General features: G+C 27.6%; 15 protein-coding genes. 5 read left to right on the plus strand and 10 right to left on the minus strand.

All coding sequences use genetic code 11. The features are described 5' to 3' along the window. Positions 1 to 3: 3 nt before the first annotated feature. Positions 4 to 780, minus strand: a complete 777-nt coding sequence (locus CP960_RS02950) for a ParA family protein (protein WP_101183746.1) — start codon at positions 778 to 780, stop codon at positions 4 to 6. After that, positions 777 to 1,412, minus strand: coding sequence for a biotin--[acetyl-CoA-carboxylase] ligase (locus CP960_RS02955; protein ID WP_101183747.1), 636 nt, complete (start codon positions 1,410 to 1,412; stop codon positions 777 to 779). Before CP960_RS02955 ends, CP960_RS02950 begins: the two co-directional genes overlap by 4 nt. Positions 1,413 to 1,494: 82 nt before the next feature. On the opposite strand from CP960_RS02955, the gene CP960_RS02960 reads away from it, so the two are divergent. Continuing rightward, positions 1,495 to 2,388 carry an AEC family transporter gene (locus tag CP960_RS02960; RefSeq protein ID WP_101183748.1) on the plus strand — a complete coding sequence of 298 codons (894 nt, stop codon included), beginning with the start codon at positions 1,495 to 1,497 and terminating at the stop codon, positions 2,386 to 2,388. A gap of 1 nt (position 2,389) precedes the next feature. On the opposite strand, the gene CP960_RS02965 is transcribed toward CP960_RS02960, so the two are convergent. The 8 genes from CP960_RS02965 to dnaG all read right to left on the minus strand — a co-directional run bounded on the left by CP960_RS02965 (position 2,390) and on the right by dnaG (position 9,449). Next, entirely contained in the window at positions 2,390 to 3,757 is a 1,368-nt protein-coding gene (locus tag CP960_RS02965) for a GAF domain-containing sensor histidine kinase (RefSeq protein ID WP_101183749.1), read from the minus strand. A 36-nt stretch (positions 3,758 to 3,793) separates the two neighbouring features. After that, positions 3,794 to 4,717, minus strand: coding sequence for a methionyl-tRNA formyltransferase (gene fmt, locus CP960_RS02970; RefSeq protein WP_101183750.1), 924 nt, complete (start codon positions 4,715 to 4,717; stop codon positions 3,794 to 3,796). A 14-nt stretch (positions 4,718 to 4,731) separates the two neighbouring features. Continuing rightward, entirely contained in the window at positions 4,732 to 5,508 is a 777-nt protein-coding gene (gene proB / locus CP960_RS02975; RefSeq protein WP_101183751.1) for a glutamate 5-kinase, read from the minus strand. After that, positions 5,505 to 6,596: a GTPase ObgE gene (gene obgE, locus CP960_RS02980; RefSeq protein WP_101183752.1), complete on the minus strand. Its 1,092-nt coding sequence runs from the start codon at positions 6,594 to 6,596 to the stop codon at positions 5,505 to 5,507. Before obgE ends, proB begins: the two co-directional genes overlap by 4 nt. 79 nt (positions 6,597 to 6,675) lie before the next feature. Then, positions 6,676 to 6,930, minus strand: coding sequence for a 50S ribosomal protein L27 (gene rpmA / locus CP960_RS02985; RefSeq protein ID WP_101183753.1), 255 nt, complete (start codon positions 6,928 to 6,930; stop codon positions 6,676 to 6,678). A 17-nt stretch (positions 6,931 to 6,947) separates the two neighbouring features. Continuing rightward, complete coding sequence (rplU, locus tag CP960_RS02990) at positions 6,948 to 7,265, minus strand: 50S ribosomal protein L21 (RefSeq protein ID WP_101183754.1); 318 nt, start codon at positions 7,263 to 7,265, stop codon at positions 6,948 to 6,950. Positions 7,266 to 7,366: 101 nt separating this feature from the next. Continuing rightward, complete coding sequence (locus CP960_RS02995) at positions 7,367 to 7,750, minus strand: RidA family protein (RefSeq protein ID WP_101183755.1); 384 nt, start codon at positions 7,748 to 7,750, stop codon at positions 7,367 to 7,369. 46 nt (positions 7,751 to 7,796) lie between these two features. Continuing rightward, positions 7,797 to 9,449 carry a DNA primase gene (gene dnaG, locus CP960_RS03000; protein WP_101183756.1) on the minus strand — a complete coding sequence of 551 codons (1,653 nt, stop codon included), beginning with the start codon at positions 9,447 to 9,449 and terminating at the stop codon, positions 7,797 to 7,799. A gap of 76 nt (positions 9,450 to 9,525) precedes the next feature. Between dnaG and CP960_RS03005 the strand changes: the two genes are divergently transcribed. The 4 genes from CP960_RS03005 to aroC are packed head-to-tail and all read left to right on the plus strand — an operon-like array spanning position 9,526 to position 12,752. Then, positions 9,526 to 10,575 carry a tetratricopeptide repeat protein gene (locus CP960_RS03005; RefSeq protein WP_101183757.1) on the plus strand — a complete coding sequence of 350 codons (1,050 nt, stop codon included), beginning with the start codon at positions 9,526 to 9,528 and terminating at the stop codon, positions 10,573 to 10,575. Next, positions 10,550 to 11,002, plus strand: coding sequence for a ribonuclease HI (gene rnhA / locus CP960_RS03010; protein ID WP_101183758.1), 453 nt, complete (start codon positions 10,550 to 10,552; stop codon positions 11,000 to 11,002). The genes CP960_RS03005 and rnhA overlap by 26 nt, the downstream gene beginning before the upstream one ends. Continuing rightward, the gene (gene rnc, locus CP960_RS03015; RefSeq protein ID WP_101183759.1) at positions 10,999 to 11,676 is read left to right on the plus strand and encodes a ribonuclease III; all 678 of its coding nucleotides are present in this window, start codon (positions 10,999 to 11,001) and stop codon (positions 11,674 to 11,676) included. The genes rnhA and rnc overlap by 4 nt, the downstream gene beginning before the upstream one ends. Beyond that, the gene (gene aroC, locus CP960_RS03020; protein ID WP_101183760.1) at positions 11,676 to 12,752 is read left to right on the plus strand and encodes a chorismate synthase; all 1,077 of its coding nucleotides are present in this window, start codon (positions 11,676 to 11,678) and stop codon (positions 12,750 to 12,752) included. The genes rnc and aroC overlap by 1 nt, the downstream gene beginning before the upstream one ends. The last annotated feature ends 8 nt before the right edge of the window (positions 12,753 to 12,760 follow it).

The following is a 12,760-nucleotide window of genomic DNA, read 5'->3' on the forward strand; positions in this document are numbered from 1 at the left end:
GTTCTATCCTGCTATTGCTCTTGCTAAATTTGTGTATGCTTTTGTTCCTGTTGCACTTGCATCATAAAGCATAATTGGTTTTCCAAAACTTGGACTCTCTGCAAGTTTTATATTTCTTGGAATAACCACATACGAAGTATCATCAATTTTAAAAAGTTTACTCTCAAAATGTTGTGCTAAATCAGCAAAAACTTGTTTTGAAAGATTATTTGTAGAACTATACATAGTAGGTAAAAAACCTCTTATTTGTAACTGTCTATTTATAGTTTGTTTAACTAATTTAATAGTGTTAAGAAGTTGTGCTAAACCTTCTAATGCAAAAAATTCACACTGAATAGGTATAAGAACTGAATTTGAAGCACTTAATGTGTTAATTGTAATTGGGCCAAGTGCTGGTGGTGAATCTATTATAATATAATCAAAATCTTTTTTTACTGGGTCAATTTTTCTTTTTAAAATCAACTCTCTTTCTTTATTGTTTTTATAGAACTCTTTTTCAATCCCAACTAAACCAATATTTGATGGAGCAACTTTTAAATTTTCAATTTCTGAATCTAAAATGATTTCATTTAATTCTTTTGTTCCTAACATCACATGATAAAGATTATACTCATATGTATCTCTATGAAAACCTAAGCTTGTTGTAGCATTAGATTGTGGGTCTGCATCAATTAATAGTACTTTTTTACCTCGTAAAGCCAAAGCTGCACTTAAATTTACTGCTGTAGTTGTTTTACCTACACCACCCTTTTGATTTGCTATTGATATTATTTCTGTCATCGTAAACTAAAAACCTTTTTTTTATCTATATTTATAGAGCCGTCGCTATTTAAAATAGCTTTTTCTAATGATTTTTTCTTATTGTCGATTGTTACATGGAATTTTTTACTCTTTTGAAATTCTATCTTAAAATCACTAAAAATTTGCTTCCATGAAAGGTGATTTTCTATTTTATTAAAATAGTCTTGTAGTGTTTTATCAATATCAATATTAATATCTAATTTACCAAATTGATTATTTACAAACTTTAGATTTAAACCTATTCCACAAAGTACCAAATCATTGGACATTGTAGTGATTGTTCCTCCGATTTTTTTATTATCTATATAAAAGTCATTTGGCCATTTTATCCAAACATTTGAACCGTTCTTTTTTAATATTTGTTTTAAAATATAAGAAAAATATATTGAACAACTTTGTAAGGGTAAGTCTAAAGGTAATTGGTTTTTATTATATGCAAACGAGAAAAAAAGATTATCTTTAACTCCTGTCCAACTATTACCTCTACTTCCAATTCCATTTGTTTGTAATTGTGCTACAATACAAGTAGGTTCAAACTCATTTAAACCTTTTAAATAGTTTTTTAAATATGTGTGTGTAGAATCTACCTCTTTTAATCTTTTAATTTTCATAAGTTCATTATACAAAAAGTAACTACAAGAATAAATTAATACTATTGTATATATAATATTTTAAAATCAAAAAGAGAGTTTAATGTTAGATCCAGTTTTACCAATAGCTATGTATTTATTACTTGGCTATTTATTTAAAGTATATTTTAAAGATAATTCAAAAGAGTTAATTGAGTTTATTATTTACTTTTCATTACCTGCAATTGTTTTTAATAAAATCTATAATTTAGAATTAAGCTTTGAGATACTTAAGTTAATAGTTTTATTTAATGGTATAATCTTTCTAAATCTTATTTTTGCATTTATTTTTGCAAAATTCTTAAAACTAGAAAGAAAACTATTTGCAACCTTTGTAATAGTTGCAACCTTTGGTAATACGTCATTTATTGGCTTTTCTTATATAGATGCATTTTATGGGCAGGATTATGTAGTTTATGCTTTAATTTATGATTTGTTTGGTTCTTTTTTAATACTTGTAAGTTTAGGAATGGTAATAATTAACTGGGGAAATGCTCAACAAGTAAATTTTAAAGCTATTAGTAAAAGTATATTATATTTTCCACCAATAGTTATGTTTTTTATAACTATATTTTTTAAACTATTTGATGTACCTGTATTTGTTATAAATACAACTGAAACATTAGGTGCTACCCTTGTTCCACTTGCTATGATTGCAATAGGAATGAAACTTCAAATTAAAAATATTTTTTATAAATTTAAGGCTGTACTTACTGCTATGCTATTAAAAATGATATTAATACCACTTATAGTCTATCTTGGTTTTTTACTATTTTATAATATTGATGATACATGGAGTAAAGTTACAATAGTTGAAGCAGCAATGCCTCCTATGACTATGGCAGTTGTATTAGCTATCAAAGGTGGGCTTGATGAAACATTTGCAATAAATGCTTTAGTACTAGGAGTATTAGGAAGTTTACTAACAGTTACGGGCTTTTATTACTTTTTAGCTTAAGTTAAAAAGTAATAGTAAAACAAGCCCCTTTATACTCTTTATTATTAAAAGTAAACTCTTCATTTGTAACATTAATAGTTGCATCCATGTGCTTTGTAATTATCTCTTTTACCATAAAAAGACCTATTCCTGTTCCACCACTTTGAGATTTTGTAGTAAAGTGTTGTAAAAAGATTTTATCTATAATAGAATCAGGAATTCCTTTTGCATTATCTTTTATTTCAATTACTGATTTATTTTGACTATTTTTATATAAATTAATAAATATATATCTTTTTTCATCTACTTTTACATTTTCTACTAAAGCATCTTTGGCATTTGTTAATAGATTTAAAAGTGATTGAGTAAACTCATTTCTTAAACCATAAGCAGTTAAACTTTCATCTAAATTTAAAATAAATTTTATATAAGAGCTACTCATAGTTGCAGTTGATAAAGATACGCTTTTATTAATTGCTTCAGCCAGATTAAAATGCTCTTTAGCTCTATCAACTTTATAAAAACTTCTAAAATCATCAATTGTTTGAGATAAATATTTAGTTGTATCTACAATTTGTGATAGGTTTGATATTGCTTGTTCTTTTTTAAAATTATTCATTTCTAAGTCAATAGACATTCCACTTGCAATAGTACTAATTGAACTTAAAGGTTGTCTCCATTGATGGGCAATATTTCCTATCATTTCTCCCATACTTGCCATCTTAGATTGATGAAAAATAATTGCACTCATTTTCTCATTTTCTTGAACCTCTTTTTGAACTCTTGATTCAAGCTTTTTATTTGCTTCTTCTAATTGTCTATTTAATCTAGTTAACTTTTCAACATCATTTTGTGCTTTTGCAATTGATAAAGAGATAAAAGAACTAATCATAGAAACAATATCTTTATCCTTTTTTGTAAAAGTATCAATACAACCATTAGTTTTTTTATTTAGTAGTTGAATAACTCCAAGTTTAGTCTTTTGCCTTGGATGAATTAATGGAACTGTAATTATTGAATAGGTTTTATAATCAAAAACTTCATCAAACTCTTTTACGCCTAAAAGTTCATACTCTTTAGTTTTATAAACATCATCAATAATTATAATCTTGTTTAAAAGCATAGATTCAACTGCAAGATATTTTTTTGAATCATTAAGAGGTAATTCTAAATCTTTTATATTACAATATTGCTTAAAAATATTTTCATAAGATAGTGCATCATTTTGGAAAACATGAAATGCCAAATGATTTTTTTCTTTCATATAGATTGTGCCAGCTTCACAAGAGACTAATTCTCTTGTGTGCTTAAGTATTTCATGTAGTAATACATCTAAATCATCTACTGTAAAAATACTTAAGTCGTAAAAATGTTTAAGTTCTCTATCCATATCTATTACTTTTCTTTTTTTATATTCTAATAGATATTAGATTAAAGTATCATTTACAGTTAACCTCTTACCTCTTAAGTAATCTGTAATATTTACTGCTTTTTTTGATGGAGCTTGTACGGTAAAAACTTTTATTGAGCCTTTTTGGCATGCAATAATTGCATAGTCTTTGTCTATATTTAAAATCTTACCCTCTTCATTAATAGATTTATCTTCATTTAACTCAAGCTTTTTTAATTTTAAATTATTATCTAAAAATACTCCTGGCCAATAACAGTATGCTTTATATTTTAAATATAAACTCTTTGCATCTTCTAAGGTTACTAAGCCATCATCTTTTTTTATTTTTTTACAAAAACTAACTTCAGAATCATTCTGTTTTTTAGGATTGATTTTTTCATAATTATCAAGTGTTGTAATAGTTAATTGTGCAGCAATTATTGATAATTTATTAAATACTTCATCAACTAACATACTATTTTCAAGCTTTAAATACTGAATTGCCAAAATATCTCCACTATCAAGTCCCTCTTCCATAAGCATTGCAGTTACACCTGTATATTTATCATCATTTAAAATTGATTCTTGAATAGGACTTGCACCTCTATATTTAGGTAAAATTGAGGCATGAAGATTAATACAAACAGCTATGTCTAAAACCTCTTTAGGTAAAAGCTGTCCATAAGCAGCAACAATAATAAAATCAGGTTTTAGCTCTTTTAAAGTATCAATCATATCCTTATTGTTTCTTAGAGTGTTTGGTTGATATATTGGAATATCTATACTATTTTGAATACAATAATTTTTGATATGTGGTGGAGTTAAAATCTGTTTTCTTCCAACTTTTTTATCAGGTTGAGTAAATAAAGCAACTATATTATAATTATCATTTTTTATAAGTGCATCAAAGATTATTGTTGCATAATCTGGTGTACCCATAAATACTACTTTTTTGCACATACTTCTATCCTTTTTTATTTACTTATAAAAAGTGTTCCACTACTATGATTTTCATTATACAAAAAGTCATAAGCATTTGTTAAATCAAAACCTGAAGATAAATACATAGGAATATTTCTATTCATTAAAAAATGTGCTGCTTTTAATTTAGTTACAATTCCACCTGTTGCAAATTCTGAGTTTGGAGTATGAACCATATGTAGCTCATTATCTTCAATATTTGTAACAATTTTTTGCATTTTAGCATCCATTTCAACTCTTGGATTTTTATCATAATAACCATCAATATCAGATAAGATAGCTAACAAATCTGCATTAAAATAGTATGCAACATGAGCTGCAAGTTGGTCATTGTCTCCAAAAAGTAGCTCATCATTTGCTATTACATCATTTTCATTTATAATTGGTACTATATTATTTGAAAGAAGTATTTCCATTACATTTTGTGCATTCTTTGTTCTTTTTCTTGAATCAAAATCATTTTCAATAAAAAGCATTTGTGCACACTTAATATCATGTTCTCTAAATCTTTTTTTATAATGCTTCATCAACAATGGTTGCCCAATTGCTGCTAAAGCTTGTCTATTTGCTATTTGTGTTTTATCCAATTGAAGTTTAGTATTTCCAGCACCAACAGCACCAGAACTTACTAAAATAACTTCATATTTTTTATCATTTTTTAATTTTGCAATAAAGTCAACTAAATTAGTTAATCTTTCTAAAGCTAATTCATTATTTTGAGTTAAAACAGCAGTTCCAACTTTAATAACTACTCTTTTCTTTTCTTTCATTTACTTTGTCCTAAAAGCTCATAAAGTGCATATCCAATTGATTTTGTATTCATATGTGTTACTGAAGATATTGGTAAAATAAAAAATGGTTTTGTATTATCAAATCTTGACATAGTTAAATCTTGTACATAATAAGGTAATTTTTTATCAAAACCAAATTCATTATTATTTGAAATTTCTAAATCTAATTCTTTGATAAATTCACTTATATCTTTTTGTAAATCTTCACCATAATATGCATCTGTTTTTGTTAAAGCAATAGCATAATTTCTTCCACTTAATTCAACAGAGAATTTCTTTAACTCCTCTTTTAAAACAAAAAACTGCTCACTTATTGTTCTATGATTTGATACATCAATTGTAAAAAGAAGTGTTTTTGTTCTTTCAATATGTTTTAAAAACTCTATTCCAAGACCTCTTCCTTCACTTGCTCCATCAATAATTCCTGGAATATCAGCCATTACAAAAGAGTTATATTCCCCTACTTCTACTACACCAAGTTTTGGAGTTAATGTTGTAAATTCATAATTTGCGATTTCTGGTTCTGCATTTGAAAGAGTAGAAATTAACGTAGATTTTCCAACATTTGGATAACCAACCAATCCTACATCAGCAATAAGCTTTAACTCTAATTTAATCTCTTTAGTAATTCCAGGTAAACCTGGTTGAAAATAAGTAGGTCTTTGATTTCTTGAATTTTTAAAGTGAACATTTCCTAATCCACCTTTTCCACCTTCTAAAAACTTAACCTTTTTACCTTCTTCTACTAAATCTAACAAAACTTCATTTGTTTGTGCATCTATTACTTGAGTTCCAGGAGGTACAGTAAGTGTAAGTGCGGGTGCTGATTTTCCTGTCATATTTCGCCCCATACCTTGCTTTCCATTCTCAGCTTTAAGTACAGTTCTTCCTTTATACCAAGATAAAGTATCAGTGTTATTATCTACTAAAAAGTAAACATCTCCACCTTTTCCTCCATCTCCTCCATCAGGACCACCTTTTACTACAAATTTCTCTCTTCTAAAAGAGGCACAACCTTGCCCACCTTTTCCAGATGAAACTTTAAATTTTACACTATCTATAAACACTTTTTTCTCCTAAAACTAAAAAAGGGTGTAGGCAAAGCCATACACCCTCTTAAAAAAACAGTTAATACTTCAAAAATTCTTATGAAGCGTATACTGATACTTTTTTTCTTTTTTTATCTTTAACTTCGAACTTAACTACACCGTCAATTAAAGAGTAGATTGTATGGTCTTTACCAATTCCTACATTTTCTCCAACGTGTACTTTTGTTCCTCTTTGTCTTACGATGATATTACCAGCTCTTACTGTCTCACCACCAAATTTTTTAACACCAAGTCTTTTCCCAGCTGAATCTCTATTATTCTGTGTACTACCTTGACCTTTCTTGTGAGCCATTGTTTATCTCCTTAAAATTATGCAGCGATTTTAGTAATTTTAATTTTTGTGAAGCTTTTTCTAAAACCTCTTTTTAATTTACTATCTTTTCTTCTTCTTTTTTTGTAAATGATAACTTTTTTATCTCTATTTACACCAGTACCATCAAGTAATACTTCTGCTTCAACTTTTGCAGATGAAACAGCATCACCAGTTTTAAGTTCTCCGTCATTTACTGCAAGAACATCAGAAATTTCTAAAGTTTCTTTTGCAGCTTTTCCTAAATAATCTACATCTAGGATATCACCTTCTTGAACTTTATATTGCTTACCAGCACATTTAATAATTGCGTACATTCTTTATCCTCTAACTATCTATATCTATCAAATACGTATTTTTTTGTGAAGCGAAATACTATCTTATATTAGTTTAAACTTTGTTTAAGCGAAATCGCTTTTTATTGATAATCGTATGGTAATGCGATTACATCCATCTCTACAAGTACATTTTTTGGTAGTGTTTTAACAGCTACTGTACTTCTTGCAGGCTTGTGTTCACCGAATGCTTCGGCATATAATACATTTACTATACCAAAATCATCCATATTTTCTAAATAAATTGTAACTTTTATAACTCTATCCATACTACTTTGTGAATCTTCAAGTAACATTCTTAGATTTTCTAATACTTGTCTTGTCTGTTTTTTTATATCTCTTTCAACTAATTCACCATCTGTTTTTAAAGGAATTTGTCCTGATGTATAAATTAATCCATTTGCTTTTACTGCTTGTGAATAAGGTCCAATCGCTGCTGGAACTCTATTGGTATGTAAAAACTCCATTTTTCTTCCTCTGTAATTTTTCAGACATTTTACATAAAAAAACTATTTATTTCAATAAATCAATATCAAAACTAACTAATTTACCTTTTTTTAGTTGTGAAATGTTGTCTTTTAGTTTTCTTATTATATTCGCTTTTTTTCTAAATTCAATATCTTTTTGATAAAGTATTTTATTTAAATATTTTGAATAAAACTTTATAAGTAAAATCAAAAGTTCTCGTTCTAATCTTTCATCATCATAGTTTTCTAATCTTTCATTTAAAATAATTGCATTTAAAGAAGGATTATTTATATCTTCTAAAAGAGTTTCAAACTCCAAATTATGATATTCAAACATGGAAGCATCTACTAAGTCTAAAACTAAATCTAATCTTGAAGGCTTTTCTAAAATTGCTTTAATAATACATAATTCTGCAATATCTATTTTTGTTGCATCATTATTAAACTTTACTCTTGAATTATCATTTGTTACTTTTACTAAATTTTCTCTAATATTTAATTTTTGAGCAATGTATCTTTTGTATTCATCTTGATAAAGCATACTTAAACTTTTTAAATAATCATTTGCTTCTTTTAATGCTTTTTGTTTTTGCATTGGATCATTTATTTCATACTTTTGAATAATATAATCAATAGCAAAAGAGATAAATGAAGATGGTGAAGTAAAAATAGTATTCAATTTTTCAATTTGTCCATCTTTTACCATATCAGCAGGGTCAAGTCCTTCATCAAAAATAACTACTCCACCTTCAAATTCACTTTGACTTAACATCACAGAAGCTTTAAAAGCAGCATTTAATCCTGCTTTATCTCCATCATAAGCAACTATAACCTTTGGTTCACCTCTTCTTAAAATTGGCAAGTGTTCTTTAGTTAAAGCAGTACCCAATGTTGCAACAGCTGTGTTAAAACCTGCTTGATGAAGCATTATTACATCTAAATACCCTTCAGTTACAATAATCCTATTTTTTTTATAGATATTCTCTTTTGCAATATTGTATCCATACAAAAGTTTTGATTTATTAAAAAGTTTTGTTTGAGGAGAGTTTACATATTTTGCACTATGACCTGTTATAGTTCTTCCACCAAAACCTACAATTTTTCCATTTAATCCATATATAGGAAAAGTAATTCTTTCTATAAATCTAGAGTATAACCCATTTTGTCCTGAATCTATAACTCCTAAATCCTTTGCATCTGCAAGATTTAAAAAATTATTTTTTAAGTAGTTTATTGTTTCAAAAGATTTTGGGGCATAGCCTATTTCAAACTTTTCAATAGAAAATTCTGAAATTCCTCTACTTTTTATATAATCTTTTGCAACTTTATTATTTGCAAAAAGTTTTTGATAATATTGATTAACACTTTCTAAAACTTTTAAATCTTGTTTTGGTTTATTATTTGTATTATCATATGTTAAAGTAACATTATACATCGAAGCTAGTTTTTCTAAGGCTTCAGGATAAGTTAGTTTCTCATACTCCATGACAAACTTTATTGCATCTCCTCCCGCACCACAACCAAAGCAATGATATATCTGCTTTGCAGGACTTACTACAAAAGAAGGTGTGTCTTCTCCATGAAAGGGACAACAAGCTTTAAAGTTAGCTCCTGATTTTTTTAATTCAAGTGATTGGGAAATTACATCTACAATTTCAATATGGTTTTTTAAGTTGTCAATAGATTCTTTAGTTATCATGGCAAAATTATACACTTTTATTATTTTATATGTGCTTTTATGGTAAAATAATAACATTTTATGAAAAAGGTATTGATTGGACAGTATAGTTTTAGACTACAGAGATCCACTATTTAGTGTAATTATATTTTTTACTTTAATTTTCCTAATCTCTTTTATTACTTATTCTTTTGGTTTATACAAAGAGAAAAATGCACGAAAAGATTATAGAAAATTGCTTAATCGTTTCGAATTAGGAAAGCTAAAAGAAGAGGATTATGTACATCTGTATAAAACTTATAACTTACCATTTGATTCAATAATATTACTTGCCTCAAGTTTTTTACATAAAGGTGATTATAATAAAGCCATTTCAGTCTATCTTGCGCTACTTGAACATGTAACAGATAGAGTAAAGAAAGAAGAGCTTTTAGAGTTACTAGGTTCAACATATTTTAAAGGTGGCTTCTTACAAAGGTCAAAAGAGATATATTTGAAAATCTTAAAATTTTCACCTAGAAATGAAAATGCATTAAAACATCTTCTTATAATAAATGAAAAGCTTAAAGAGTATGATAAAGCTTTAGAAGTTATTGAAGCTTTAGATGAATTAGAGATTGATACAATTAGAGAAAGAATATATGTTGAAACATTAAGAATATTAAATAATACTGAACTTACATATGAAGATAAGACAGATAAACTATACTCATTTTATAAAATGAATCATATAATAGAAAGACTTTTTGTACAATACTTAATCCAATACAATAAAGAGTTTCTATGGAGTCATATTGATGAGTTTGACGTTACAAAATTTATTGATTTATTATGGTATTTAGATTTTAATGATATAGATTTTGACGCAGTTTCAAATAATGAACAACTAAATCAAATCTATAATGCAAAAGGATACTTACAAACTTGTAATCATAGTAGTGATTTTGTTTTTGATATATTAATTGCTTTAAATAAACATGAACATAAAATTCCTGTTACATTAGATTTTGAATTTATTTGTACTTCATGTAAACACATACACCCTATTTATGAATCTAGGTGTCCTCATTGTCATAATATCTTAACTTATAAAATAAAACATAATTTAGCTAAGGACTTAAATGAAAGAAATCAATCTTTACAGTGATGGTTCAAGTTTAGGAAATCCTGGACCTGGTGGATGGGGAACTATTCTTGAATATAAAGGTAAAGAAAAAGAGTTTTGTGGAGGTGAGTATAATACCACTAATAACAAAATGGAATTAGTAGGTGTTATAGAAGGTCTTAAAGCTTTAAAAGAGCCATGCATTGTAAATGTAATATCTGACTCTACTTATGTAGTAAAGGCTATAAATGAATGGTTAGAAGGTTGGATAAAAAATAATTGGAAAACTGCTTCTAAAAAGCCTGTAAAAAATGTAGAACTTTGGCAAGAGTATATAAAAGTTTCAAAACCACACAAAATTAATGCTTTTTGGGTAAAAGGCCACGCAGGGCATGAGCATAATGAAAGATGTGATATACTAGCAAGAGAATTTGCAGAAAATTTAAAAATTAAAGGGGAAAAAATATGAGTGATTACTCAAAATTAGAAAAGTGTTTGGGTTATCAGTTTAAAAACAAGGATCTGATAATCGAAGCACTTACGCATAAAAGTTTAAAGAAACCATACAATAATGAAAGATTAGAGTTTCTTGGAGATGCTGTATTAAACTTAATTGTTGGAGAATATTTATATAAAAATTTTCCAAATTCAAATGAAGGTGAACTTTCAAAAATAAGAGCTTCTTTAGTAAATGAAACAGGTTTTACAAAACTTGCAAATGAGATAAAATTAGGTGAATATATCTTTATTTCAACGGCTGAAGAGAGAAATAAAGGAAGAACAAAAGCTTCTATTCTTTCAGATGCTTTTGAAGCAATCATGGGTGCTATTTATTTAGAGTCAGGACTTGATACTTTAAAACCTATTATTCTTGAACTTTTAGAAAAATCATATGATAAAATAAATCTTGATGTTCTTTTTAGTGATTATAAAACAGCATTACAAGAGATTACACAAGCAGAGTTTGGAACTATACCTGAATACAAAATCGAAGGTTCTTATGGGCCTGACCATAAAAAAGAGTTTGAAGTATCAATTTGGATTGATGGTAAAAAATATGGGCAAGCAAGAGGAAAAAGTAAAAAGCTTGCTCAACAAGCTGTTGCAAAAATTGCAATTGACCAATTTAAAGGCACAGCATAATGAATACATTTGGTCATAGATTTAGATTTACAACTTTTGGAGAAAGCCATGGTAAAGCTTTAGGCTGTGTAGTAGATGGAGTTCCAGCAGGTATAAAAATTGATGAAGAGTTTATTCAAAATGAAATGAATAGAAGAAAACCTGGACAAAACAAATATGCAACAGCTAGAAAAGAGAGTGATAGTGTAGAGATTTTAAGTGGTGTATTTGAAGGGCTTACAACAGGAACTCCTATATCAATGATAATCTTTAATGAAAATCAAAAAAGTCGTGATTACTCTAATGTTAAAGACCTTTTTAGACCAGGTCATGCTGATTATACATATTTTAATAAATATGGTATTAGAGATTATAGAGGTGGAGGAAGAAGTAGTGCAAGAGAAACAGCAGCAAGAGTTGCAGCTGGTGCAATTGCAAAACTTTTACTAAAACAGCTAGATATTGAAGTTAAAAGTGGTATTTGTGAAATTGATGGTATAAAAGCAACAAACTTTGATTTTTCAAATGTTCAAAACTCTGAAATTTATGCATTAGATAAAGAGGTAGAACAAAAACAAAAAGATGCAATTTTAAATGCAAAAAACTCACATAATAGTGTTGGGGGAGTAGCTTTAATAAAAGTTACTAACTGTCCAGCAGGTCTTGGAGAACCACTTTACTTTAAATTAGATTCACAACTAGCAAATGCAATGATGAGCATAAATGCAGTAAAAGCAATAGATATTGGAGATGGTTTTAATTCAGTACAAAATAAAGGCTATGATAATAATGATGAAATTAGAGCCAATGGTTTTAAGTCAAATCATAGTGGAGGAATTTTAGGAGGTATATCTAATTCAGAAGATATAAAATTAAAAGTCTATTTTAAACCAACACCTTCTATTTTTATAAAACAAGAAACAGTCGATATTTATAATAAGGAAGTTGATTGTGAACTAAAAGGTAGGCATGACCCTTGTGTTGCAGTAAGAGGTAGCGTTGTTGCTGAGTCTATGACTGCATTAGTAATAGCAGATATGCTACTTTTAAATATGAGTTCAAGAATTGATAATATTAAAAAAGTTTATGAAAGATAAAGAAAGAA

The organism is Malaciobacter halophilus, assembly GCF_002837275.1.
Taxonomy (GTDB): domain Bacteria; phylum Campylobacterota; class Campylobacteria; order Campylobacterales; family Arcobacteraceae; genus Malaciobacter; species Malaciobacter halophilus.